This is a genomic window from Streptomyces sp. NPDC006516, assembly GCF_040611875.1.
In the GTDB taxonomy this organism is placed as follows: Bacteria; Actinomycetota; Actinomycetes; order Streptomycetales; family Streptomycetaceae; genus Streptomyces.
Genome location: NZ_JBEXPD010000003.1, coordinates 231656 through 255467, shown reverse-complemented (window position 1 = coordinate 255467; position 23812 = coordinate 231656). Strand labels below are relative to the sequence as shown.

The following is a 23812-nucleotide window of genomic DNA, read 5'->3' as shown; positions in this document are numbered from 1 at the left end:
CCGCTTCCCCGGGCAACCCCACCTCGCAGACCGACCGACGCGCCCTTCGGGGCGCAGCACTTGGAGATTCGATGATCGTCCTAGGTCTTCACTTCGGCCACGACGCGGCCGTCTCCGTCCTTCGTGACGGGGCCGTCGTCTCCTACGTGCTGCGTGAGCGGCACACGCGGGTCAAGCACGCGGCCACCCTCGACGTGGCCACCGTGCGCCGCGCGCTCCACGACGCCGGGGTCCGCGCCGATGACCTCGACGCGGTCGCGGTCTGCTCAACCCAGGGGGTGGAGCTGATCGTCGACGACCCGACGGCGCTGTCCGTCACCTACGAGCAGAGCGACACGTTCGGCCGGCCGTGCACGCTGCTGGAGGAGGAGCCCGGCGCGGCCGGACGGCGGGGCGGGGGAACCCTGCTCGACTTCCTCTACGACCCCGGTCTGTCGGCGACGTGGCTGGGCCGCTCCTACGCGCGCCTGTACCCCGAGCACGCCTCGCACGACCGGGCGGACGTGCCGGTCACGCCCTGGGTGGACGACTACGTCACCGTGCCGGAGTGGTCGGGTACCCGTGGTCTCACCGAGCTCGCGGCCACGTCCCTGGCGCCCGAGGAACGTCACCGGTACGGCTTCCACCTGCCGGTACGGGTGTCCATCGACGGGATCACGGTCCCCGGGTACGCGGTCCACCACCACCTCGCCCACGCGGGAAGCGTGTACTACGCCTCCGGCTTCAGGGAGGCCGCGGTGTTCACCCACGACGGCTACGCGGAGGGCGAGAGCTACCACAGCGGCATGTTCTATCTGGGCCGGGAGCAGGCGCTGTATCCGCTCGCCCCGCACCACCTCGGCCTGGGCGGCCTGTACGACAGGGTCGGCGCGGCACTGGGGCTGGGACTGGTCGGCCCGGCCGGAAAGCTGATGGGTCTGGCCGCCTACGGCCGCCCCCGCTTCTACTCCTCCCGCTTCCTGGGCAACCACGCCGACCTGCGGGAGCGATTCCCGATGGACGTCACCACCGCCTGGCTGCGGCACTGCCGCCGGGAGGCGGAGCGCATGGGGTACGACCTCGCTCCGTACGGCGACCCGGAGCAGGCCACCGCCCCGGTGAACGCCGACATCGCGGCCAGCACCCAGAAGCTCTTCGAGGAGGTGCGGATGGAGGCGGTGCGTACGCTGCACGCCTCACTGGGCGCGGCCGGCCTGACGGTGCCCGCGCTCTGCATGTCCGGCGGCACGGCGCTCAACTGCCCCTCGAACAGCCAGATCGCGAAGGACGGACCGTTCCGGCGCGTCTTCGTCGAGCCGGCCTGTGACGACGGCGGCATCGCGATCGGCGCGGCGCTCGCCGTGTACCACTCGATCCTCGACCACCCGGTCCCCGACGCGGCCGACGAGGGCCGCTTCCCCTCGCCGTACCTCGGCACGGCGCCCTCGGCGGGCGACATCGCGGCAGCGGTCGCCGCGGCGGGCGACCGGATCACGGTCGAGAGCCTCGGCACCGCCGACGAGTTGGCGGAACGTGTGGCGGACGACCTCGTCGCCAACCGCGTCGTGGCCTGGTTCGAGGGTGGCAGCGAGGCGGGTCCGCGGGCGCTCGGCCACCGATCGATCCTGGCCGATCCCCGTGACGCGGAGAACTGGCCGCGGGTGAACCGTGTCAAGAGCCGCGAGAACTGGCGCCCGTTCGCACCTGCCGTGCTCGCCGAGCACGCGGCGGACTGGTTCGGGGACGTACCGCTGCCCTCGCCGTACATGTTGTTCAACGCGACGGTCCGGCAGACGGGGATTCCCGCCGTGACCCATGTGGACGGCACCGCGCGGATCCAGACCGTGGACGCCTCGGCCGGCGGCTACCACGCGGCGATCTCCGCCTTCCACCGCCGGACAGGCGTGCCCGTGGTGATGAACACCTCCCTCAACGGCCCCGGGGAGCCGATCGTCGAGCGGCCCGAGGAGGCGTTGGACCTCTTCCTGAAAACCGAACTCGACGTGCTGTACCTGGCCGGCCTCCGCATCACCCGTGCCTGAACGCCGTCTTCGGGAGGAACCATGAAACTGACGATCAGCGATGCCGCTCCGGCCGAATGGACCGGCGAGGTGCTCGCCCTGGGTGTGTACGACGAAGGCGGGGCGCCTTCGGCCCAGCCGTGGCTGAGCGGTGTCGACGCCGCGCTCGGCGGCGCCGTCGCCCGTCTGCTCGCGCACGACCCCTTCGGCGCGTCCCTCGACGAACTGGTCATGGGGCCGGGGGTACCGGGCCGGTGCGAGCGTCTGGTGCTGGTCGGTCTCGGCCGCCCCGACGAGGTGACGCCCCACACCGCCCGGCGTGCGGGCGCCGCCCTGGCCCGGACCCTGACCACGGGCCCCAACCGGCGCGTGGCCCTGGCGCTCCCGTCCTGGCAGGCCGGAGGGGAGGAGGTCGTCGAGCACGTCGTGGAAGGCCTGAGCCTGGCCGTCCACTGCGGCCGGTGGAACGTGCTGACCGACCGGTTCCGGGCGGACTACGGTTCCGACCTGCCGAGGGAGCCCGAGAGCGTCGAACTGCTCGGCTACGCGGCCCCGGAGCGGCTCCTGCGCCGCGCGGGGGTGTTCACGGACGCCGTCGTCCTGGCCCGGGAGCTGGTGGCCGCCCCGGCCAATCTGATCACTCCGGAACGGCTGGCCCGTGAGGCGGGGGCGCTCGCCGCCGCCGACGGCCGCTTCGACGTCGAGGTGTGGGACGAGAAGCAGTGTGCCGAGCAGGGGCTGACCGGCTTCGCCGCCGCGGCGGCGGGTGGCGCGGACCCGGCGCGTCTCATCCGGCTCAGCTACCGGCCCGCGGACCCGGCCGGTCCGCCCGTCGCCCTGATCGGCCTGGGCCTCACCCATGACGACCGGGGGGTGCTCCGGTCCGGCGGTGCGGTCCAGGGGGCGAAGAAGTACATGGCGGGGGCGGGCGCGGTGCTCGGTGCCGCGGCGGCGCTGTCCGCGCTCGGCGGCCGGACGGAGGTCCATCTGCTGATCCCGGCCGTGGCGAAGGCCGCGGGGCCGGGCGCGCTGCGGGTGGGAGACCTGGTGACGACGGCCTCCGGCGCCACGGTCGAGGTCAACCACGAGGACGCGCACGGCCGTCTCATGCTGGCGGACTCCCTGCACCTGGCGGCGCGGCTGGGGGCGGCCCGTACCGTCAGCGTGTCCGCGCTCGGCCTGCCCGTCGCTGCGGCGCTCGGCCCGAAGGCGGCCGGCCTGTGGAGCACGGACGAGGCGCTCGCGGCGGACCTCGTCTCGGCCGGTCGCGACGCCGGGGAACTGCTCTGGCGGCTCCCGCTCGTCGACGAGTACGACGACGAACTCTGGGCGCCCTTCGCCAACATGAGGGCCGCCGGGCCGGAGAGCGGCGACGCCGCCACGGCCGCAGCTTTCCTGCGCCGGTTCGCCCCGGCGGGCGGCTGGGCCCATCTGGAGATCACGGAACCGGCGTGGTCCCCCAGGATCGACGGCTACTACAACGCGGGTGCCACCGGGTACGGCGCCGGCACCCTGGCCCGCTGGCTCTGCCCCCGCTGAGCCGGTCCCATCGTCCGAGGATCACTCATGTACGCACCCCCGCTGTACCGTTCCGAGGAACTCGCCCAGCAGCACGCGCTGATCGAGGCCCACTCCTTCGGCATGCTCACCGCGACGGTGGACGGCCGGCCGCACGGCACCCACATCCCCTTCGTCCTCGACAAGGGCCCCGGACACGGCCCCCACGGCCGGCTCCGTGCCCATCTGGCCAAGGCCAATCCGGTGGTGGCGGTCCTCGCGGAAGGTGCCGAGGTGATGGCTGCCTTCCTGGGCCCGCACGCGTACATCTGCCCGGACGACTACGCGACCGAGACGCACTTCCCCACGTGGAACTACGCGGCGGTGCACGTCTACGGGCGGCCTCGCCTGATGGACGCGGAGGAGGAACTGCGGCAGCTCGACGACCTGATCGCGGCGGAGGAGGCCCGTCGGCTGCCCAAGAAGCCCTGGACCCTGGACCGGGTGCCGCGGGAACTGGTCGAGCAGTTCCGCACGCGGATCGTCGCCTTCGAACTGCCCATCGACCGGATCGACGGCATCTTCAAGTTCGGCCAGAACAAGAAGGAGGAGGACGTCGTCGCGCAGATCGCCTCCTTCCGCGGCCGCCCCTCCGACTCCTCGGCGCGCGTCGCGGACCAGTTGTACGCGCACAACGCCGAACGGCTCGGGTGAGCCCGGCGGTTCGGCACACCCCGGGCGGCACCGCCCTCCCTCGCACGGCTCGGCGACAGACGTGACGTGACGTCCGCAGCGACAGACGTGACGTGGCACAGGACGACAGACGTGAACAGAAAGGCTCTTCGATGACCGCAGTACATCCCCTTCCGCCCCTCTCCGCCGGGACGCCTCACGAGGAGGTCCGCGAACGGATCTCGACGGTGTGGCGTGATCTCTTCGCGGAGCCCGGCCTGCGGATCGGGGAGGAGGACAACTTCTTCGCCCTGGGCGCCTCGTCGCTGCTGGCCATGCGGATGGTCACCACCCTCTCGGAAGAGCTGGGCGTTCCCCTCTCCGTGCTCGCGGTGGTCGAGAACCCCACGCTCGGCGGTCTGACCCGCCATGTGCGAGAGCTCGCCGCGGCCGGCAACGCCCGCGAGGTCGGCGAACTCTGACCAGACCGCTCCATGCCTGACGGCCCGCATAGGTATGCGGGCCGTCAGAGCGATCGGCTCAGCCCCAGATCAGATCACCCAGGACGACGGGTCCCTCGGGCCAGCCCGTCACTGACGGAACCCGCACAGCACTGTCACGCCCCGTACACATTTCCTTCTGAGAAGTACCCACTTGATCTCATTCCCCCACTTCATGGTCGGCACTTGCGCCCGGCGCTTGCACGCCGAAGCGACGTGACGGAGAGTAGTCAACTCGCAACGCTGGTCGTCACGCCGGATTCATATTCAGCGATCCGTACATAATTCCGCAACAAAAAACGCACTCGGCTCACATCGTGGACGGCACGGCAGGGGCCGGAGTGTCCGCCTCCACGGCGGGCTGCTCCGTCGCGAACAGAGCCGGCTCGGCGGCCATGTACCGCTTGAGCCGCGTCATCAGCACCGTGAGCCCTGCCAGCGCCGCCGCTCCCGCCACGGGGATGAGCACCACGAGCGGCACTGCGTGGCCCGCCACCGCCAGCAGCCCGCCGGCCAGGGGCAGCGACAGGAAGTTCAGCAGGGAGACGGCCGCGACCGTACGCCCGAACTCCTCGCTGGCCACGACCCGCAGCCGCAGCGTGCGGATGACGACGCTGAACACGCTGTCGCCCGCCATGAACACCGCGACCAGCGCGGCGAAGAAGAAGAACCCGGTGGTGGGACCCAGCGCGATGAAGACGACACCCTGGACCACAGCGCTCGCGGCGGCCACCCCCAGGAAGCCGAAGCGGCGGATCAGCCGGGGCGCCGCGGTCAGCGTCACCATCGCGACCAGGCCCGCGACCGAGTACACCAGGCCCAGCGCGCCTTCGCTGCGGCCGTAGCGGTCGGCGAGGGCGGGAGCCGCACCCTGGATCAGGCCCAGCATGATGTTGATGCACATGGTGGCCAGGACGATGGTCCGGAGCACCGGAATACGCACCACGTTGCGGACCCCGGTCACCGAGTCGCGCAGCAGCCGGCGTCCCGCGGAGCCCTCGGACGGGGCCGGCCGGGGGGCGCCGGTGTGCGAGCCGCGCGGCAGGCTGAGGCTCAGCAGCAGGCTCACGCCGAACAGGCCCGCGACCACCGCCACGATGGGCAGCGGGCCGGTGAGCAGCAGGGCCCCGCCGACGACGGGAGCGAGCAGCAGCGTCCCCTGCTCGATCCCGCTGAGCACGCTCTGCGCGCGGTGCATGTCCTTGGGCGCCACGAGTGTGCCCGCCAGCTTCTCGCCCGCCACGAGGACCTGCTCGCAGCAGATCCCGGCCAGCAGGGCGAAGACGATGACGACGGCGAAGGCCTGGCTCTCCAGGACCACGGCGAGCACGGTCGCGACCGCGCCGAGCGCCACCCTGACGAGGTCGTTGACCCAGTAGATGCGCTGCTCGGGGAAGCGGTCGGCCAGCAGCCCCGCCGCCGGCAGCGACAGCAGCCGGGGCACCCACTGGGCGGCGAGGACGATCCCGGACCAGGACAGTTCACCGGTGGCCTGGTAGGCGAGGACCGGGAGCAGGAACTGGATCAGCTGGTCGGTCATCCAGCCGACCGCGCGCAGGGCGTAGTAGCGGTGCACGGGGGTGACGAGGCGTGAGGGGAGTGTGGTCATCAGGGCTCCGTGAGGATGTGGATCTCGGAGAGGGGGAGGGACGGACATGTGTCCCTCCCGGACGGGCACGATGCCCGCACCGGTCCGGTGGGGGCATCGTGCGGGGGCGCGGAGCGGGGTGTCCGCCGGCGGTCACCTGCCTACGGGACGGGGACCACCGTCTCTCCGAGGCTCTGCCAGATCTCCCGGGCCTGCTCGGGTGAGTCGGCCGAGAACAGCGCGTACCCGATGCGGCCGCGGAAGTCGTGCAGGGGCGGGATCTCCTCCCCCGCGGCGATCGCCAGCCCGGTCTCCGTCACCTCGGGGCGGGCGGCGACCTCGTCCCAGCCCTTCAATTCGGAGTAGCTCGTCAGTCCCTCGGCCGTGAAGTAGCGGATTCCCGCGCACTTCATCTGCCGCTCGCCGTCCGCCCGGAGCTCCTGCGGCGTCCTGCCCAGGTAGGCGGCGAGCATCACACGGGACATCGAGGTCCCGGTGGCGAGCTGGACCAGCTCGGTGATCCGGTCGCCCGGCAGCCGGGCCGCTATCTCGATCAGTACGGGCTCGTCCTCGGGCAGCCGCAGCTCGCAGTGGAACGGCCCGGACGTGATGGACACGGCCTCGGTGACGCCACGCACGTACTCCGTCACGCGCTCCAGGACGTCCGCGGGGACGTCGGAGGGGACGATGTGCCCCAGCTCCACGAAGTACGGCTCGGGGCCGAGGAGTTTGCGGGTCAGCGAGAGCACCACGACCTCGCCGTCGTGGACGTAGCCGTCGGCACTGAACTCGGGCCCGGTCACGTACTCCTCGACGACCACCCGGGTGTCCATGGCGAAGCCCAGATCCAGCCGGCGGTCGGCGGCCAGCTCCTCGAAGGCGGCACGCAGTTCGCCGGTCGTGTCGGCCCGGCGGACGTGGATGCTGCCCGAGGACTCGACGGGCTTGATCACGCACGGGAAGCCGATGGTCTCGGCGGCACGCTCGATCTCCTCGGGTGTCCCTGCCCGGACGTGCCGGGGCACCCGCAGTCCGGCTGCGGCGGTGCGCTCGCGCATCAACGCCTTGTTGCGGACCGGGTCGATGGCTTCGAGCGGCAGACCGGGCAGCCCCAGGCGGTGCACGAGACGGGTCACCGCCGGTATGTAGAACTCCGCGCCCGGCACGATCGCGTCCACCGGGTGCTCCGCGTGGTACGCCACGACCGCGTCCGCCAGCGCCTGCTCGTCGTTGGTGTCGACCGTGAGCAGGGTGCCCACGAACCCCGCGACGCAGGGCGGCAGACTGCGGTCGTCCACCCCCGCGCTGGCGACGACCACTTCGAACCCGAGCAGGTACGCGTCCTCGACCGTTCTGGTGCCCGAGGAGACCGGCTCGACGATGAGGACCCTGGTGCGCCGTTCAGCGGTGCTGCGGAGGGAGTCTGGCATGTGACTTTCCTTCTCGTGTTGTGCCGTGGTCGGGTGGTGGCGGGGCGGAGCGGGTGGCCGGCCGGAGGCTTCCGGCCGGCCGGAGGCTTCCGGGCCGGCCGGGTAGCACGGTCAGACCAGGGCGCGGCCGTGGTCCGAGTAGCGGCGCCCCTCCGCCTTGCGCAGATCCGCCATCACGTTGATGCGGCGCAGCCAGCGGTCCGTCCCGTCGTAGCGGGCGGCGAACGGGCGACGGCCGTGGACGGCCCGCTTGTTGTCGACGATCAGCATCTCGCCCGGGGCGAGCGCCACGTCGCGCAGCTTCGCGTCGATGCCCTTGATGAGCGTCTCCAGGGCGGCGGCCGCCTCCGGGTCGAGGTCGCGCGGCATGAACGCGGGATCGATGCAGATGAAGGGTGAGTCCGGGTTGCCGGAGAGCACCGAGGTGCGGCGGGGCTCCTCGTTCATCTCGGCGATCTTGCGGAATGCCTCCGTTACCCAGTCGCCCTCCTCGACACCGGTGGTGCCGGCGTTGAAGCCCGCGGTGTGCGACTCGTCCGGCAGGATCACGAACCGCTCCTGGAAGAGCACCTCGCGGGAGGCGTCGTCCAGTTCGACGTCCTGGACCGGCGCGAACGTCGTCGGGACCTTGTCGTGGTTCCGCAGCCCGATCAGCATGATCCAGTCCGCGCGCAGCGGGTGGAACGCGTCCTCGTTGTGCCACTCCAGGTTGACCGTGGAGCTGGAGCCCAGCTGCTCGTTCTCGTGCCCGGCGATCGGGAAGAGGTCGAGGACCATACGGCCACGCTGCTGGGTGAGGTAGGAGACCGGGTCCCCCAGGAGGGAACCGAGGAGCAGCAGCGACGCGGCGGCCCGTCTGGCCTCCCGGCTGTCCGGCACGTCCGTGTAGCTGAGCGGGGTGGGGCCGGCCTCGGCCTCGTCGATCGGCAGGTTCGAGATCACGAATCCGCCGAACGGGCGGCCGGTGAGGCGGAACTGGCTGACGGTGGCCCGCAGCCGCGCCGGAAGCTCGTGCGAGAGGAGGGAGAGCTGGCCGAGCCGCTGCTCCAGCGGCAGGTCGGTCTCGGTGTCCAGCACGTGGTCCGCGATGTCCTGCACGTGCGTCCGCTCGGTGTCCGTGAGCTCCAGGCACGGCACGTTGTCGGCGGCGCGCGGAGTCAGCTCGGGAGCCGTGGGCACGGTCAATTTCGGCACGGTGACGATCCTTGTCGTGAAGAGGTCTGAAGCGCTGGCGCGGACTGCTCCGTACGGCCCGTGAGAGCCGTGCCACAGGGGCGAAAGAGCGTCGGCGGCGCGCCCCTGTCGTTCCGCGATGGGCAGGGGCGCCTCCCGCTCCCGTGCGGACGGTGCCCGGCACGGGACCCGCCTCGTATACGAGAGGGCTCCCCTGACCGGAAGTCTGGAGGACCCCGATCGGTCCAGTCCAACACTCTCCGTGTCCGTCTGCGGACAAGTCCGCACACGGACACCACAGGGCTACGGGCGGTGTTCGGCGATCGCCCGGGTCAGGCGCGAGGCCGCTTCGGTGAGGTCCGCCGGGGAGAGGCCGGCATACCCGACCACGAGCCCTTCGGTGAGGCACGGGCCCTGCTGGAAAGCGGACAACGGCGCGACTTCCACACCGAGTTCGGCGGCCCGACGTGCCACGCGTACCCCGCTGATGCCGCCTTCCAGCAGCAGCACGGCGTGGAGTCCGGCCTCCAGGCCGGTCAGCGTCACCACGTCGGAGACGGGCTCCAGCGCCTCCCGGAGCAGGCTCCTGGCGCGTGCGTAGTGCAGCCGGGTCCGGCGGATACGCCGTTCCAGCGCGCCGGAGGCGAGCATCCGCAGCACGGTGTGCTGCACGGGCCAGCTGACCGGACCGTCCACGATGTCCTTCAACTCCGCTATGCGATACGGCAGTTCGCCCGGGGCCACCAGGTATCCGCAGCGCAGCGCCGGGGTGAGCACCTTCGACAGGGTGCCGAGGTAGACGACCCGGTCCCGGTCGAGGCCGGCCAGCGCAGGAAGCGGCGGGCCGTTGTAGCGGTACTCGCTGTCGTAGTCGTCCTCCAGGATCCAGGAGCGGTGCTCCCGCGCCCACATGACGAGGTCGAGCCGCCTGCCGACGCTCATCCGCGAGCCCAGCGGAAACTGGTGGGAGGGTGTCACGTGCATCAGCCGTGGTGCCGGGTCGATGCCCGCCAGCACGTCGACCCGTGCACCGTCGTCGTCGACCGGCACCGGCACCGCGTCCAGACCGTGCGCCCGGATCAGGGAACGGACCACCGGATGGCCCGGGTTCTCGCACGCGACGGTGTCCCCCGGGCGCAGAAGGGTGCGGAGCACCAGGTCCATGGACTGCGTCGTGCCGCTGGTCACCACGATGTCGTCCGGGGCGCAGACCAGGCCGCGGGCCCGGGCCAGGTAGGCAGCGATCTCGGCACGCAGCCCGGGCAGCCCCGCCGATTCCTGGTAGCGGGTCGGGGCTGCCGTGCGGGCCGTCGCCCGCCAGGCCTGGGCCCATCCGTCGGTGCCCTCCTGCACCGGTCCGGTCCCGCCGGTACGCAGACTGAGCGCGGGGCGCGCCGACGACGCCGTACGGTCGGACACGGCGGGGAGGGCGGGGGCCGCGACCATCTGCCTGGCAGCCTCGTTGAGCCGCGCGACGTAGGTGCCGGAGCCGGAGCGGCTCTCCAGGAAGCCCTCGGCCTCCAGTCGGACGTACGCCTCGGCGGTGACCGTGCGGGAGACGGCGAGGTCCTGCGCGAGCGTACGGGTCGAAGGGAGCCGTTCACCGGGCGGCAACAGCCCCGAAAGCACGGCTTCACGCAGTGTCTCGACGAGTTGCACCACCAGGGGCCGGCCGTCCTCGCGATCGAGCGCGACCGGCAGGGCCAGATGGGGTTTGGCCCTGGCCCTGTGCTCCGGCTCTTCCTCAGGTGGCATCTTCGGTTCTCCTCCTATTGGCCATTGGACGAGGTCCGCGCCGAGAGTAGCTTCAACGGTCGGCGCTTCGAAGCGACGGCGTACCGAGCCGTGGAGGCGCCGGTCCTGGAAGGTGGGGTTCACGGGATGACGAGCAGTGTGTCGCCGGCGGAGTACGGGGTGAGCGAGAGCAACGGCTTTCTGCCCGACGTCGCACCGTTGACACAGTTGCCCGGCCGCTTCGCCGAATGGGACGAGATCGGCGCGGTGCTGCCCAAGCACCTCGCTGCGGGCCGTGCCCGGGAACTGCTGAGCAGCGTCGCTCCGCTCGATCCCGGTGCGCTGACCGAACAGGCAGAACGCGAAAGGGCGATGCTCCTGCTGTCCTATTTCGGACACGCATACATCTTCGGCGGCGATGTACCGGCCAATGTCTGTCCGGCGAACATCGCGGTGCCCTGGCACAAGGCGGCCGGCCTGCTCGGCCGGCCGCCGGTTCTGTCCTACGCCACCCAGCAGTTGCACAACTGGGGCCGTCTCTCCGACGACCCCGCGATCGAACTCGGCAACATCCACAGGCTCCAGGGCTTCCTCGGGGGGATGGACGACGACTGGTTCGTCCTCGTCCATGTGGCGATCGAGGCGGCCGCCGCGCCCGTGCTGTGCGCCGCGATCGCCGCGCAGGACGCCGTCCTCGACGGTGACTCCGACGCCCTCGTCCATGCGCTGGGCGAGATGGCCGCGGGGCTCTCCGTGATGAGCGGCACGCTCGCGCGGATGCCGGAGCGGTGTGACCCGCACATCTACTACCACCGTGTACGGAGTTACCTCTTCGGCTGGAAGAACAATCCGGCGCTGCCGGAGGGAGTCGTCTACGAGGGGGTGGCCGCCTACGGCGGCAGACCGCAGCAGTTCGGCGGTGAGACCGGCGCGCAGAGCGCCATCATCCCCTTCCTGGACGAGGTCCTCGGCCTCTCCGGCGAGGACGACCCGCTCGCCGCGTACATGCACGCGTTGCGCACGTACATCCCGCCGGGGCACCGGGCGTTCATCGAGAAGGTGGGCCCCCGGGTCGACCTGCGGGGCTTCCTGCTGCACCACCGTCCGGCCGGGGCGGTCGCCGCCTACGACGCGTGCGTCACGGCCATGGCGGACTTCCGTGAACTGCACCTGCGGTACGCGGCGACGTACGTGCAGCGGCAGGCGCAGCGGTCCTCGGCCAACTCCAACGAGGTCGGCACGGGCGGCACGCCCTTCATGCGCTACCTCAAGGGCCATCTGGACACGGTGCGCGCCCACCGCATCGGTGCCCCGGGATGACCTCACCGGGCCGCCCGGGGGTCCACAAACAGGTCCTTCCCGGCCTCGATCCCCGCATCTTCGCGCTGCGCGTACCGGACGAGGTCGACGGCTTCGTCGTACGCACGGAACGGTTCGTGGCTCTGGTCGACACGCTCAGCACACCGGAGCTGTGCGAGCAGGCGCTGGATCTGATCGCGGACGAGACCGCCGGACGCCCGCTCCTCGTCATCAATACGCACGCCGACTGGGACCACGTGTGGGGCAACGCCGCTGTCGAGGGGCGCGCACCGGTCATCGGTCACCGGTCGGCCACGAGCCGCGTCCGTTCGGCCAGGGCGCAGGACACCTTGCGCGCCAAGCGCGCGTCGGACGACCGCTTCGCACGGGTGCGCCTCGTCACCCCGTCCGTCACCTTCGACACTTCGCTGTCGCTGGACGGCGGGGACCTGACGCTGGAGCTGCTGCACACTCCGGGCCACACCCCGGACCACATCGCCGTCTGGATTCCGGAACTGCGCGTATGCCTGGCCGGGGACACCGCGGAGGACCCGCTTCCCGAGCTCTGGGAGGGCGACGCCGCCTCGCTGGAGCAGCTCACCGCCTCGCTGGACCTTCTGCGCTCCCTCGAACCGGACCATGTGCTCCCCAGTCACGGCGGCACCACGGACCCGGCCCTGCTCGATCGCAATCTCCGTCACCTGTCGGGCCTCACCGGTCGGCACGCGGACGCCGTGCGCGCGGGGGGCCTGTCGTTCGAGGCGGCCTTCCCCGACACCACGGAACTGACCACCGGAGCACGGGCGTTCTACGAGGCGTGCCACCACAAGGCGCTCCGGGCGGCCGCTGCCACCCTCGCCTCCCCTGCGGATTAGGAGCAGTCCTCCACGCACCGGCGAAGCCGTCTTCGCCGCTCTTGATCGGCGCCACGGGCCGCGCACGTTCGGGCCCCTGGCCGGCGCGAACCGATGTAGCGTCCAGGGCTGTGGCGAGCCGGTCGTCGTCCGGCGCGGCCCTTGCTGGTGTGGCGCGGGCCGGCTGTCTCGCGGAGGGCGGCGAGGGCCCAGGGGCCACGCGCCCGTTCGCTACTCCCCTGTCTCGCGTGCCGAACGGTCCGTGCTCAAAGGCTCGTTGTAGGTGATCACGACCGGCGCGTTCGCCTCCGCCCGTGCGCGGTCCGAAGCCGCCGCGATCTCCTCGTAGGTCCATTCCTCGTACAGACGCTTCCCGTGGGCGTCGGTGATGTCGATGACCAGGCTGGTCCATTCCTCGGCAGGCCGTTCGGGGACGAGTCCCAGTTCGTACGTCGCTTCCTGGAGGAGGGACTCGGTGACGCGTATGCCGGTGAGTCTCTCGGCCAGAGCAAGGACCGCCGCCTTCCCGTCGACGACCGGGGCGCTCTCGTCGTGCTCCCCCTCGGGTGTCAGAGGGAAGCCGACTTCCCGCAACAGGGGAACCAGTTCATCGGGGCTGTTGCCGTGGCGCGCCGATGGGCCTTCGAACATCGTACGGAGCTCACCGTCCTCGAACCAGTGGAAGAGGTGGATGGGCTTGCCGCCGTTGCTCGAGTGCGCCACTGCCCGGCCGCCCTTGGACAGCGTCTCCACACACGCGCCCTCGATCCCCAGGCCGCCGTCGAAGCCGAGGACGAGTGTCCAGTCGCCGTCCTCACCCGGAGTGCTGAAGGCGCCCGCGATGTAGGACTCGTCCCAGTAGTCGTGGCCCGCCTCGCCCCGGTGGGCGTCGTCCGCCTCGATCAGGCCGGCCGTTCCGTCCCCGCTGCCGCGCGGTTCCGCCCCCATCGCGCGCAGCACCTCGTGCGGGCTCCGCCCCTGTATCAGGGTCAGGGTGTATCCGCTCTCCATTGCGTGGCGGAAGAGCGGCGAGGTGCGGATCCAGGCATAGTCGTGCGCGGTCACCAGGTTCATACAGCGCAGTGTGCCTGATGCCTCTGACGCTGGCCGGCATGCGGAGCAGGCCGCTGGACGACCCGAAGAGCGTCTCGGCGGCGACCGAGGAGTCGCTCGCCCGGCTGGAACGCGAACCGGACCTGGTGGTGCCGGAGTGGGCCCTGTACACACGGTTGGGGTTGCTCGGTGCCCACTCCGGCAAAAATCGTTCGCGCTCCCAGTGTTTCGAGCCGAGACTGGTGGGTCGATCACCTCGGACAGGAAGAGTGGCCGGCGCTGACGTACAACCGTGACACCTTGCCCTTCCCCGACGACCGTGTGCCTCCCCTCACCTACGAGGACATTCGGAACTGGGACGAATTCGATCCGGCTCTCCACCCGTTCACCTGGGACGAGGACGAGGAAGCCCACCTCCGCTCACTGGTCCGCGAGTGGGTGCCGCCCGTCCTCTCCGGAATGGCCGGCTGGTGGCAGGGCGAACGCTGGTGTGAGAGTCAGGTGGACGCGATGGTCCGGGAGCGCTACGGCAGTTGGGCCTGGGGGTGGAGCTGGTGCTACCGCGACGGCGGGCCCGTGGGGAACTGGGTGAGCGGGGCCGACTCGGTGACGACGCCCGACGAGACCGCGGCACGCGTCGTAGCCGCACTGCTGGAGTGGCGGCAATGGCTGGAGCGCACGGCCCAGCGCTTCGCCGAACTGGCGCCGCCGCCGGACGCCTCCCCCGAAGACCGCAGCTGGCACCTGGAACGGGCCTGCGTCCGGCTCGTGACCCATACGCTGGACTCGGGTGCGGAGGGCGGCTGGCACAGCCAGGCATCGATCGTCCTGGGCTGGTTCCTCACCTCCACGGGAATGGACCGTGCCGAAGCCGCCCGAGCGGTGAACACCGCGATCGGCGGCCGGTTCGAGAGCTGGGTCGCCCCGGAACGGACGCTGATCGAGACCGTCGGCGAGGATCTGGCCACCGGCCTCACCGGCCACGCTCCGTACCAGGACCACCGTGAGAGGGCCGAGCTGGAGGATCTTCATGACCGCTGCTGACAGCCTTTCGGTCTGGCAGCGCGTGCGCCGTGAGGTCGACTGGCAACGGGCACCGGCCCTGCGGCAGACCTCGCACGGTCGCGACGGGTTCCGGTCGTGGTGTGAGGGACCGGTGCGCCTGCGCGACCCGATGCGCGCCGAACGTCTGCTCGCCGCACATGCCCTGGCCCGAGGCGATGCCGCGCGCCGCACTCCGCTGGACTTCGCCCTGCTGGCCGGTTGGCAGCGAGAGGTCCTCGCTGCGACGCGGGCACCGTTTCGCGGGGGCGACGCCCACGCGAAGGCCGGCCGTGAGCGATACGTCCTGACACCTGACACGCAGGCCGACTTCGATTCCTGTCTGCGCGAGACGGCGGACCAGCACGTCCCGTTGGCGGCCCGCGCGGCCCGGGCCTACCTCGATGTGGCGTTCTTCCACCCCTTCACCGACGGAAATGCCCGCGCCGCGCTGCTGACCTTGGTCCATGTTCTGGCCCGGGAGGACATCGTCCTTCCCGAGGTCGGCCCTCTCCAGACCACCCGCTACGCGGATGACCCGGCCGGTGCCGCCGACCTCGCCGTTCTCATCGGGGTGCTCAACCGCCGCCGGCGCTGAAGCGTTCGGGCGAGAGCCCCGGCACCAGTGCACCCGGGGACCGCACCACGCCGGGCAGCAGTGGGAACGGCGCTCCCTCAACCGCCGCACCGACGCCCATCCCCCGCACCGGCACAGCCACCGCAGTGGTGCATCACGGAGACCGGCTCCGCCTCACGAGCCGCCGAAAGGAAGCGGTGGAGTTCCGCGATGCCATCCAGCGTGGACGGGTAGGCGAAGGCGGCCACGCGCTCCAGGACGCGGGTCCGGATGGCAGGGGTCTCCCAGCACCGGCCCGGTTGCAGTGACCAGCCCTCCTGCCCCACCGCTGCTCGCAGTGGGAACAGGAGGCCGGAGCTCTGAATCCAGCCTCCTATTCGGTGCGCAGGGCCGTGGCGGTTCGGGTGCCGGCGGCCCAGCCGGCGGGCGGAAGTGCGCCCAGAGCGGCGATGAGCAGGCCGCCGAGTGCGAGCGGGAGCAGTACGGTGCCGTCGTGCACGGCGATGACGGCATCGGGCAGCCGCAGTCCCACGCTGTCACCCATCGCGGGCAGGACCCAGCCGTGAAGGGCCACGCCCAGCGGCACACCCAGGGCGCCCGCGACCAGGCCGGTCACCACGACCGAGGTGAGGACCATCGCGACGGTCTGTCGTGGGGTCATGCCGAGCGCCTTGTGGACACCGATCTCCCGCACCCGCTCGCGGGTGTCGAGCAGCACGCCGTTGAGCACACCGAGCGCCGCGACGGCGACGAGCATCAGCGTGAGCATCGCGGACAGCGCGTTGAGCGTGACGACCATGTCGCCGCCGGCGTCGAGTCCGCCGGCCTGAGCGGTGGCACCCAGCGGCGCCAGGTCCTTGTTCAGCGCGGTGATGTAGGCGGAGACGTCGGTGCCTGACGTGACCGCGATGTGATGGCTCGTATCTGTCAGGTCTGGATGTGCGGCGGTGAGGGTCGATGCGTCGGTGAAGACCTGCATGCCGGAATTACGGGGGTCGAGGACTTCGCCGACGAGCCGGACCGTGACCGGCTCGGCCAGGCCGCTCAGGGTGATGCTGTCGCCGATGTGGGTGCCGGTGGCGGTCAGGAAGGGGGTGGGGACCACGGCCTCACCGGGCCTGTCGAACCAGCGGCCCGCGACCATCGTGTAGCCGCCCCACGAGGCGTCGCCGGTGAAGCCGACCACATCGACGGTGCCGGCCAGGCCGGACACGGTCGAGCGGACCGTCGAGGCGCGGTAGTACATGCCGGTTCCGGCGGCGGACTCGACGGTCTTCGCGACCGCGGCGGGGTCGGCTTCGGGCTGCTTCCTGCCGCCGGGGGGCTGGGGTCCGAAGTCCGGCATGGGCGCGGGCACGGTGACATCGGCGACGTCGTGGGCCTTGGCGTCCATCACCTTGCCGAGCGTGGCGCCCATCCCCACGGTGAACGTGACCGCGACGGCGCCGAACAGGATTGCCGCGCCCATGGCGAGCGCGCGGGCGGGCCGCGCGAAGGGCCAGGCCAGCCCGAGGGCCACCGGCCGCGACAACGGCAGGCGTCCGGCCAGGCGGGCCGCCCACCGGCCGCGCCCCGCCGAGGCGTTACGACCGACGGCGAGCGCATCGACCGTACGCAGCCGCCCGGCCCGCCAGGCACTCGCCCACGCGGTGGCCGTCACCAGGCCGAGCACCCCGGCGATCACCGCCAGGTCGACCCAGGGAGCGATGGCCAGGGACGAGGAGCCGTAGACCTCCGCTGTCTCGGCCATCACCGGGACGGCGAGCAGGTGGCCGGCGAGTACGCCGAGAGCTGTACCGACGCCGGCCGGGATCAGCGCCTGGCCGATGTAGGCGCGTACGACCTGAGCCGGGGTGAAGCCGACGGCCTTGAGGATCCCGATGCGGCGCATTCCCGTGCCCACGGCTGAGGCGACGACGTTGCCGACGATGAGGGCCGACATGACAAGGCCCAGGGCGCCGAACGCGATGAGGAACGGCACGTAGAGGGCGGTGTCGCGCTCGGCGTCCTTCTTGACGGTCAGCCAGGACTGTTTGCCGACGGCCGCCCCCGGCGCCAGGGACCGCGTCACGGCTTTGCCGCCCGCGGTGATCTGCGCGGCGGTGCCCGCTTTCGTGAAGCGGTAGAGCATCTGGTACCCGCCGCTTCCGGGCGCGGTGAGCGCCGGCATCTGGGCCGGAACCACCCAGGCATCGGCGGTCCGCGTGACCGAGCGGGCGACACCGACCACCGTCAGGGTCGGTTCCTCGGGCAGATGAGTGAAGGTGACCTTCCTGCCCAGGGCCGGGATGAGCGAGGAGCCGGCGGACAGCACGATCTCGCCGGGACGGGTGGGCCAACGTCCGTCGATCAGTGCCATCTCGTCGACCTCCCGTCCGGGCTCGGGCCGGCCGACCACGGTCATCGGCCAGCCCGGGCCAGCCTCGCTCGCCCGCGGGGTGACGGTCGCCGTGCGGAACGGTCCGGCCGCGCCGCTCACCCCCGCGGTGTCCTTGGACGACGACAGCTGTCCGGCACTCACCTTGCCCGCGTCGAAGTCGACCGACAGATGTGCGCCACGCTGCTGGGCGAAGGCGTCGTCGAAGGGTGCGCCGGAGACCACCATCAGCGATCCGCCCAGGACGGAAGCGGCCACCGCCATCATCGCGGCGAGCCCGACCACCAGCGTCTGCACCCGGCGCCGTCCCACCCCAGAGCGCACGATTTCGGAGAGCGCGCTCAACGGACGGCCTCCGGGGAGACTGCCTGGGAGGGCACGTCCCCGGTGATCCGGCCGTCGGCGATCCTGACCGTCCGCCGCGTGCAGGACTGGGCGAGGGACAGGTCGTGGGTGACCACGACGAGGGTCTGGCCGTCGGCGTTGAGCTCCGAGAGCAGCCTGCTGACGTCCTGTCCGGCCGCCGTGTCCAGGGCGCCGGTCGGCTCGTCGGCCAGCAGCAGGGGCGGCCGGTTCATCAGCGCCCGGGCGACAGCGACGCGCTGCCGCTCGCCGCCGGACAGCCGCCCCGGATAGGCGCGGGCGTGCCGGTCGACACCGAGGTTCTCCAGGAGTTCCGCCGCCCGCCGGCTCGCCTCGGGGCGTGCCATGCCCGCGAGGCGCGCCGGCAGAACGACATTGTCGGTGACGGTCAGATCGTCGAGCAGGTTGAAGAACTGGAAGACCATGCCGATCTTCGAACGCCGGTAGAGGGCGGCGCCGGACTCGCTCAGCTCGTCCACGCGCACCCCGTCCACGGTGACGGTCCCCGTGTCCGGCCGGTCCAGGCCCGCGATCAGATTGAGCAGCGTGGACTTGCCGCTGCCGGAGGGACCGAGGATCGCTACGGCCTCGCCTCGCCGCACGGTCAGCGACGCCTCGTGCAGGGCGGGCGGGCCGTCGTCGTATCGGCGGCTCACCCCGCGAAGTTCGATCACCGGCACGGTCATGAAAGGGCTCCTTGCGTAGGGTCGGTGGGCTGTGCGCGCTGTGTGAACGCTAGGAGCGGCCCCGGTCCACGCGCGTCGCCCGCCCGGACCCATTGCGGTACCTCGCTGGGACGAGCACCGCACATGTCATCCCTGCGATGTAGGCGTGCGATGTATCCGGTCCGGTGGGAACGGCCTTCGAGTAGGACTCCACCGGCCCGGGCGGCAGCGACAATGAGCCGGTGATGAACGTACGTACGACGCTGGTGCGGCTGCGGAGAGCCGCCCGCGACGCGGTCCGTGATGCCAGGACTCCGAGCGGCCCACCGCTGCGGCCCACTCGGCGCGCCTGGCAGTTCGACGTGCTGGTGGCGCTGGTACTCGGAATTGCCACCGTCTACTACGGCATCGACAACACCGGCGTCGTCGTGCTGCGGGAGGTCGCACCCGGTGTGGAGGTGGCCGTTCCGCGCCCGTACGGCCCTGGTGGCATGGCCTTCATGGTGACCCTCGCAGCGGTCGCCTCCGGTGCTCTGGCGCTGCGCCGCCGCTACCCGCTCGGCGTGTTGTGCGTCGTGACGGCCGCGACACTGGCGACACCACACAGCGTGATGCGGCTGACCTTCTACGCGTTCGTCATCGCCGTGTACAGCGCCGCCGTGCACAGCCCGTACCGGACGGCCACCCTGGCTGCGCTGCCGGTGTCGGTCGTCCTGGTCGGTACCTCGGGGAACTCGGCGACACCGATCGTCCCCAACGAATACATCGCCCTGCTGATCCTGGTGCCGATGGCCGGGGCCGCCGTCGGTCTGCGTACCTGGAAACTCCGTACCGACGAAGGCCGCACCCGGCTCTCCGCCCTGGAGCGCGAGCAGGCGGAGGTCCTGCGCCGGGCCGTCGAGCACGAGCGGGCCAGGATCGCCCGCGAACTGCACGACGTCGTCACGCACAACGTCAGCGTGATGGTCATCCAGGCGGGCGCTGCCCGCAAGATCATGAAAGCCTCCCCGGAGCAGGCCGGCGAGGCACTGCTTGCCGTGGAGGCGGGGGGCCGGGCTGCCATGACCGAACTGCGCCACGTCATGGGCCTGCTCACCATGGACGACCGGGCGGACGGCACGGACGCGGACGCGGGGGCAGAGCTGGCCCCGCAGCCCGGCCTCGACCAGCTGGAGACGCTCATCGGCCGTGTACGGGACACCGGGCTGCGCGTGAGCCTGACCGTGACAGGACCGCCCCGCCCCCTTCCCCCCGGCCTCGAACTCGCCGCCTACCGCGTGGTCCAGGAGGGCTTGACCAACGCCGTGAAGCACGCCGTGGGCGCCACCGCCGCCGTCACGGTCGAGTACGGTCCGCAGCGACTCCGGGTGGAAGTCACCGACACCGGCGGACACCCGGGCGTTTGTACCGGAAGCGGCCGGGGCCTGATCGGTCTGCGCGAGCGTCTCGCCGTCTACGACGGAACCTTGAACACCGGCCGGCGACTCACCGGCGGCTACCGTGTGGAAGCCCTGATCCCCTTGGAGACACCGTGACCGAGCCGCTGCGTGTGCTTCTCGCCGACGACCAGACCCTGGTCCGCACCGGATTCCGGATGATCCTCGGTGCCGACGGCATCGATGTCGTCGCCGAGGCGACCAACGGCCTCGCAGCGGTCGAAGCGGTCAACCGCACCCGCCCCGACGTGGTTCTGATGGATGTCCGGATGCCCGTGATGGACGGTCTGGAGGCCACCCGCCGCATCCTCACCGGGACGGCCGGCGAACCGCGCGTGATCATCCTCACGACCTTCGACCTCGACCGTTACGTCTACGCGGCGCTGTCCGCCGGAGCCAGCGGCTTCCTCCTCAAGGACGTCACCCCCGAGCAGTTGACCGCGGCCGTCCGTACCGTCCGTACCGGCGACACTCTCCTCGCTCCCGCCATCACCCGCCGTCTTGTGCAGCGGTTCACCCGGCGAGGCAGCGACACCGCCGCCCTCCACCGCGACCTCACCTCGCTCACCCCGCGTGAACTGGAGGTCCTCGGCCTGCTGGCCCGAGGACTGAGCAACGCCGAACTCGCCGCACGCCTCCATCTCGCCGAGGCGACCGTCAAGACGCACGTGGCCCGCATCCTCGGCAAGCTCGGACTCCGCGACCGGGTCCAGGCCGTCATCGTCGCCTACGAAACGGGTCTGGTCGGTGTCGGCGAACGCGAGACCAGGACCGAGATCGAGACCGCCGAGCACTCCCCCGAGTGGATGTAGGCCGAAGCCGGCCCGGGACCAGCAGCCGGAACCGTGCCGTACCCCGTACTCGACGTCTCCGCACTGCCGTCCGACGGTCGCCCGACATCCGTGTTCGCCGCAGTGCGGGGGCGGGGCCCGGTCGGCAGCTCGATGTCGCGCTGCTGTGCCGTGTCCGATTCGGACCTGCCGCACAGGTGCACGCGGGCTGCTGGGCTGCTGGTCTCCGGGCGGCGCGTGGTCGACGGCGACGCCCGGCGCGTCCACCGGACGACCGAAGCCGGGAAGAGGGCTTGGCCGGGGACCTTCGGACACGCAAGGAGCCCGGCTGCGAGGTTCCGGGCGACGAGCGCCCTAGCACCGGTCGGCGGTGCGGGGGGTCAGAAGGTGCGCGGGGTCACCAGGCCGGATTCGTAGGCGCGGACCACGAGCTGGGCGCGGTCGCGGACGCTGAGCTTGGCCATGGCCCGGTTGATGTGGGTCTTGGCGGTCGACGGGCTGATGACCATGCGGCCGGCGATCTCGTCGTTGGACAGGCCCTGCGCGGCGAGGGCGACCGCCTCGCGTTCGCGGCTGGTGAGTTCCTCCAGGCCGCCGCCGGTGCGGGTGGGTGGCGGCTGGGTGACGTACCGGTCGATGAGCTTGCGGGTGATCGACGGTGCGAGCAGGGCGTCACCGCGGGCGGCGACACGCACGGCGTGCAGGAAGTCCTCCGGAACGATGTCCTTGACGAGGAACCCGGCGGCACCGGCGCGCAGCGCGTCGAAGACGTACTCGTCCATGCCGTAGTTGGTCAGCATGACGACGTGCACGCCGGCCAGGGCCGGGTCGGCGGCGATGCGCCGGGTCGTCGCGATGCCGTCCATGACAGGCATCTGGATGTCGATGAGCGCGACGTCGGGCAGCTCTGTCCTGACGAGCGTCAGGCCGGACTGGCCGTCGGCCGCCTCGCCCACCACCTCGATGTCGTCCTCGAGGTCGAGCAGCGCGCGGAAGCCGCTGCGCAGAAGCGGCTGGTCGTCGACCAGCACGACCCGGATCACGACGCTCCGCCCAAGGGAAGTTCGGCCCGGACGGTGAAGCCGCCCGCGCTGCGAGGCTCTGTGCGCAGGCGGCCGCCCAGGGCGGTGACGCGTTCGTGCATGCCGAGCAGCCCGAGGCCGGGCGTCGGTGGGGTGTCGGGCACGGCCTTTCCGTCGTCGTCTATGCGAATCGCGAGGGTGCCCGGCTGATGGTCGATCGACACCGAGGCGATGGTGGCGGCGGCGTGCCGGGAGATGTTGGTGAGCGACTCCTGAACGATCCGGTAGGCGGTACGTCCTACTGCGGCCGGCACGGCGTGCGGGTGCCCGTCGATCGTCAACGCCGTCTCCAGACCGGTCATCCGGAACTGCTTCACCAGGTGGGGAATGTCGTCGAGTCCGTGCGGCGGGGCGATGTCGTCGTCGCGCAGCGCCTCCAGGGTCGCGCGCAGTTCCCTGCTCGCCTCCCGGCCGGCTTCCCGGATCGCCAGCAGGGTCACCGGCACCTGCTCACCCCGCCGCCGGGCTACGTGGACGGCGACCTCGGACTGCACCTTGATGACCGAGATCTGGTGGGTGAGCGAGTCGTGCAGCTCCCGGGCGATGCGCAGCCGCTCTTCGTCGGCCCGGCGCATGGCGGTCTCCTCGCGGGTGCGCTCGGCTTCGTCCGCCCGCCGTTCGGCCTGGCGCACGGCCTCTCCCGTGGCAAAGGCGGCGATCAGCCAGGCGATCTCCAGGGTGGTCCGGGCCTGCGTCACGACCTCACGCGCAGGGCCGCCCGGGAAGACCGAGGAGGTGATCAGCAGCGCGGCGAGCAGGCCCACGGACACGGCCAGGGCGACGGTGCGGTACCCGGCACGTACGGCGCTGTACACGGCGACCAGGTAGGAGACGGCGAGTACTTCGAACCCTGCCGCCTGGTATCCGACCGCGCACAGCCCTGCGACGGCCAGCACCACGAGCGGTGCCTGGCGGCGCGCGGCCAGCGCCAGTGCTCCGGCCGCCAGCAGCGCCGTGCCGAGCACCTCGCGGCCCCCGGACGGGTGGGGCCCGGACAGACCGGTACTCAGCAGCAGCGCCGCCACCCCCACAGCGATCGACCAGTCGGTGACCTCGGCCGGAACAGCGAACCGCCCCATTCTCATGGGTGCACCGTAGCCGGATTCGGTGGTGGGCGAGCCCGGCTGACGGACGAGCGGCCGGCTACAGCAGGCGCGGTACATGTGCGTCGCCTGCGGCATCGGCGGTACCCGGATGCCGCGGATGCGGGAGGGAGAAGTGCCTGCGCCTGCTGGACGACCGGCAGGTGACATGGGGCGCATCCTCAAGGCGCAGCACAGCGTTCGACGACGGAGAGAGGTGAGCGGTGATGAATGCTCCAGCAGTACTGGTGGCGGCGGCCGCAGAGGGTGGGATCATCGGCGACGGGCGAACGGGAGCCAACCTGGCCCTCGGGGTAGGCCTGCTCGGCCTGTTGATCGGCTGGCCGGCCCTTGCACGTTCCAGCGGCCGGACCGGCAGGGCGCGCACCGCCGGGATGTCGGCCGTCGTACTGGGGACGGCGGGCACGGTCCTCGCGGTGCTGCACCTGGCCACCTCCAGCGGGGGTCCTGGCACCGGTAACGGCCTTGTCGGCGCCGTGGTCGCTGTCCCGCTGGGGCTGGGCGGCGTGGTTCTCGGTGGCCGGGCGCTGTACGTCTTGCGCCGCGCCGGCCGGTCGGTCGGGATGACTGTCTGACC

20 protein-coding genes are annotated in these 23812 nt (G+C 71.5%); 11 read left to right on the top strand and 9 right to left on the bottom strand.

Annotation, left to right across the window (positions count from 1 at the left end; genetic code table 11):
- Positions 1 to 71: 71 nt before the first annotated feature.
- The 4 genes from ABZY45_RS13170 to ABZY45_RS13155 all read left to right on the top strand — a co-directional run bounded on the left by ABZY45_RS13170 (position 72) and on the right by ABZY45_RS13155 (position 4651).
- On the top strand, positions 72 to 2021 hold the full coding sequence (locus tag ABZY45_RS13170; protein ID WP_356739277.1) for a carbamoyltransferase C-terminal domain-containing protein: 1950 nt from the start codon (positions 72 to 74) through the stop codon (positions 2019 to 2021).
- A 21-nt stretch (positions 2022 to 2042) separates the two neighbouring features.
- On the top strand, positions 2043 to 3539 hold the full coding sequence (locus ABZY45_RS13165) for a M17 family peptidase N-terminal domain-containing protein (RefSeq protein ID WP_356739275.1): 1497 nt from the start codon (positions 2043 to 2045) through the stop codon (positions 3537 to 3539).
- Positions 3540 to 3566: 27 nt separating this feature from the next.
- On the top strand, positions 3567 to 4211 hold the full coding sequence (locus tag ABZY45_RS13160) for an FMN-binding negative transcriptional regulator (protein WP_356739273.1): 645 nt from the start codon (positions 3567 to 3569) through the stop codon (positions 4209 to 4211).
- A 131-nt stretch (positions 4212 to 4342) separates the two neighbouring features.
- The gene (locus ABZY45_RS13155) at positions 4343 to 4651 is read left to right on the top strand and encodes an acyl carrier protein (protein WP_356739271.1); all 309 of its coding nucleotides are present in this window, start codon (positions 4343 to 4345) and stop codon (positions 4649 to 4651) included.
- Positions 4652 to 4979: 328 nt separating this feature from the next.
- On the opposite strand, the gene ABZY45_RS13150 is transcribed toward ABZY45_RS13155, so the two are convergent.
- From ABZY45_RS13150 to ABZY45_RS13135, 4 genes are all read right to left on the bottom strand, one after another.
- Positions 4980 to 6278, bottom strand: coding sequence for an MFS transporter (locus ABZY45_RS13150; protein WP_356739269.1), 1299 nt, complete (start codon positions 6276 to 6278; stop codon positions 4980 to 4982).
- Positions 6279 to 6418: 140 nt separating this feature from the next.
- The gene (locus ABZY45_RS13145; protein ID WP_356739267.1) at positions 6419 to 7687 is read right to left on the bottom strand and encodes an ATP-grasp domain-containing protein; all 1269 of its coding nucleotides are present in this window, start codon (positions 7685 to 7687) and stop codon (positions 6419 to 6421) included.
- A 111-nt stretch (positions 7688 to 7798) separates the two neighbouring features.
- A complete protein-coding gene (gntD, locus tag ABZY45_RS13140) occupies positions 7799 to 8881 on the bottom strand; it encodes a guanitoxin biosynthesis L-enduracididine beta-hydroxylase GntD (RefSeq protein WP_356739265.1) in 1083 nt (360 codons plus the stop codon).
- Positions 8882 to 9163: 282 nt separating this feature from the next.
- Positions 9164 to 10615, bottom strand: coding sequence for a PLP-dependent aminotransferase family protein (locus tag ABZY45_RS13135; protein ID WP_356739262.1), 1452 nt, complete (start codon positions 10613 to 10615; stop codon positions 9164 to 9166).
- A gap of 126 nt (positions 10616 to 10741) precedes the next feature.
- On the opposite strand from ABZY45_RS13135, the gene ABZY45_RS13130 reads away from it, so the two are divergent.
- Together ABZY45_RS13130 and ABZY45_RS13125 are read left to right on the top strand one after the other, a co-directional pair.
- Positions 10742 to 11914 (top strand): hypothetical protein, encoded by a 1173-nt coding sequence (locus ABZY45_RS13130; protein WP_356739260.1) that lies wholly within the window; start codon positions 10742 to 10744, stop codon positions 11912 to 11914.
- The gene (locus ABZY45_RS13125; RefSeq protein ID WP_356739258.1) at positions 11911 to 12768 is read left to right on the top strand and encodes an MBL fold metallo-hydrolase; all 858 of its coding nucleotides are present in this window, start codon (positions 11911 to 11913) and stop codon (positions 12766 to 12768) included. Before ABZY45_RS13130 ends, ABZY45_RS13125 begins: the two co-directional genes overlap by 4 nt.
- A gap of 210 nt (positions 12769 to 12978) precedes the next feature.
- Here the strand turns inward: ABZY45_RS13125 and ABZY45_RS13120 are convergent, their stop codons facing one another.
- Positions 12979 to 13821 carry a DUF6461 domain-containing protein gene (locus ABZY45_RS13120; RefSeq protein ID WP_356739256.1) on the bottom strand — a complete coding sequence of 281 codons (843 nt, stop codon included), beginning with the start codon at positions 13819 to 13821 and terminating at the stop codon, positions 12979 to 12981.
- 279 nt (positions 13822 to 14100) lie between these two features.
- Here ABZY45_RS13120 and ABZY45_RS13115 point away from each other — a divergent pair, with 279 nt between their 5' ends.
- Together ABZY45_RS13115 and ABZY45_RS13110 are read left to right on the top strand one after the other, a co-directional pair.
- Complete coding sequence (locus tag ABZY45_RS13115) at positions 14101 to 14844, top strand: hypothetical protein (protein WP_356739254.1); 744 nt, start codon at positions 14101 to 14103, stop codon at positions 14842 to 14844.
- Entirely contained in the window at positions 14831 to 15439 is a 609-nt protein-coding gene (locus tag ABZY45_RS13110) for a Fic family protein (protein ID WP_356739252.1), read from the top strand. The genes ABZY45_RS13115 and ABZY45_RS13110 overlap by 14 nt, the downstream gene beginning before the upstream one ends.
- 352 nt (positions 15440 to 15791) lie before the next feature.
- On the opposite strand, the gene ABZY45_RS13105 is transcribed toward ABZY45_RS13110, so the two are convergent.
- Together ABZY45_RS13105 and ABZY45_RS13100 are read right to left on the bottom strand one after the other, a co-directional pair.
- Complete coding sequence (locus tag ABZY45_RS13105) at positions 15792 to 18092, bottom strand: FtsX-like permease family protein (RefSeq protein WP_356739250.1); 2301 nt, start codon at positions 18090 to 18092, stop codon at positions 15792 to 15794.
- A gap of 44 nt (positions 18093 to 18136) precedes the next feature.
- A complete protein-coding gene (locus ABZY45_RS13100) occupies positions 18137 to 18844 on the bottom strand; it encodes an ABC transporter ATP-binding protein (RefSeq protein WP_356739248.1) in 708 nt (235 codons plus the stop codon).
- 224 nt (positions 18845 to 19068) lie between these two features.
- On the opposite strand from ABZY45_RS13100, the gene ABZY45_RS13095 reads away from it, so the two are divergent.
- Together ABZY45_RS13095 and ABZY45_RS13090 are read left to right on the top strand one after the other, a co-directional pair.
- Positions 19069 to 20358 (top strand): histidine kinase, encoded by a 1290-nt coding sequence (locus ABZY45_RS13095; RefSeq protein WP_356739246.1) that lies wholly within the window; start codon positions 19069 to 19071, stop codon positions 20356 to 20358.
- The gene (locus tag ABZY45_RS13090) at positions 20355 to 21071 is read left to right on the top strand and encodes a response regulator transcription factor (RefSeq protein ID WP_356739244.1); all 717 of its coding nucleotides are present in this window, start codon (positions 20355 to 20357) and stop codon (positions 21069 to 21071) included. Before ABZY45_RS13095 ends, ABZY45_RS13090 begins: the two co-directional genes overlap by 4 nt.
- Positions 21072 to 21430: 359 nt before the next feature.
- On the opposite strand, the gene ABZY45_RS13085 is transcribed toward ABZY45_RS13090, so the two are convergent.
- Positions 21431 to 22093, bottom strand: a complete 663-nt coding sequence (locus ABZY45_RS13085; protein WP_356739242.1) for a response regulator transcription factor — start codon at positions 22091 to 22093, stop codon at positions 21431 to 21433.
- Complete coding sequence (locus tag ABZY45_RS13080; protein WP_356739240.1) at positions 22090 to 23217, bottom strand: sensor histidine kinase; 1128 nt, start codon at positions 23215 to 23217, stop codon at positions 22090 to 22092. The genes ABZY45_RS13085 and ABZY45_RS13080 overlap by 4 nt, the downstream gene beginning before the upstream one ends.
- Before the next feature lie 224 nt (positions 23218 to 23441).
- Between ABZY45_RS13080 and ABZY45_RS13075 the strand changes: the two genes are divergently transcribed.
- The gene (locus ABZY45_RS13075) at positions 23442 to 23810 is read left to right on the top strand and encodes a DUF6223 family protein (RefSeq protein WP_356739238.1); all 369 of its coding nucleotides are present in this window, start codon (positions 23442 to 23444) and stop codon (positions 23808 to 23810) included.
- Positions 23811 to 23812 lie beyond the last annotated feature (2 nt).

What these genes read in the sequence shown, in the direction of transcription:
- ABZY45_RS13170 (WP_356739277.1), top strand. Translation starts at nt 72, where the DNA reads ATGATCGTCCTAGGTCTTCACTTCGGCCACGACGCGGCCGTCTCCGTC.
- ABZY45_RS13165 (WP_356739275.1), top strand. Translation starts at nt 2,043, where the DNA reads ATGAAACTGACGATCAGCGATGCCGCTCCGGCCGAATGGACCGGCGAG.
- ABZY45_RS13160 (WP_356739273.1), top strand. Translation starts at nt 3,567, where the DNA reads ATGTACGCACCCCCGCTGTACCGTTCCGAGGAACTCGCCCAGCAGCAC.
- ABZY45_RS13155 (WP_356739271.1), top strand. Translation starts at nt 4,343, where the DNA reads ATGACCGCAGTACATCCCCTTCCGCCCCTCTCCGCCGGGACGCCTCAC.
- ABZY45_RS13150 (WP_356739269.1), bottom strand. Translation starts at nt 6,278, where the DNA reads ATGACCACACTCCCCTCACGCCTCGTCACCCCCGTGCACCGCTACTAC.
- ABZY45_RS13145 (WP_356739267.1), bottom strand. Translation starts at nt 7,687, where the DNA reads ATGCCAGACTCCCTCCGCAGCACCGCTGAACGGCGCACCAGGGTCCTC.
- ABZY45_RS13135 (WP_356739262.1), bottom strand. Translation starts at nt 10,615, where the DNA reads ATGCCACCTGAGGAAGAGCCGGAGCACAGGGCCAGGGCCAAACCCCAT.
- ABZY45_RS13130 (WP_356739260.1), top strand. Translation starts at nt 10,742, where the DNA reads ATGACGAGCAGTGTGTCGCCGGCGGAGTACGGGGTGAGCGAGAGCAAC.
- ABZY45_RS13125 (WP_356739258.1), top strand. Translation starts at nt 11,911, where the DNA reads ATGACCTCACCGGGCCGCCCGGGGGTCCACAAACAGGTCCTTCCCGGC.
- ABZY45_RS13120 (WP_356739256.1), bottom strand. Translation starts at nt 13,821, where the DNA reads ATGAACCTGGTGACCGCGCACGACTATGCCTGGATCCGCACCTCGCCG.
- ABZY45_RS13110 (WP_356739252.1), top strand. Translation starts at nt 14,831, where the DNA reads ATGACCGCTGCTGACAGCCTTTCGGTCTGGCAGCGCGTGCGCCGTGAG.
- ABZY45_RS13100 (WP_356739248.1), bottom strand. Translation starts at nt 18,844, where the DNA reads ATGACCGTGCCGGTGATCGAACTTCGCGGGGTGAGCCGCCGATACGAC.
- ABZY45_RS13095 (WP_356739246.1), top strand. Translation starts at nt 19,069, where the DNA reads ATGAACGTACGTACGACGCTGGTGCGGCTGCGGAGAGCCGCCCGCGAC.
- ABZY45_RS13080 (WP_356739240.1), bottom strand. Translation starts at nt 23,217, where the DNA reads ATGAGAATGGGGCGGTTCGCTGTTCCGGCCGAGGTCACCGACTGGTCG.
- ABZY45_RS13075 (WP_356739238.1), top strand. Translation starts at nt 23,442, where the DNA reads ATGAATGCTCCAGCAGTACTGGTGGCGGCGGCCGCAGAGGGTGGGATC.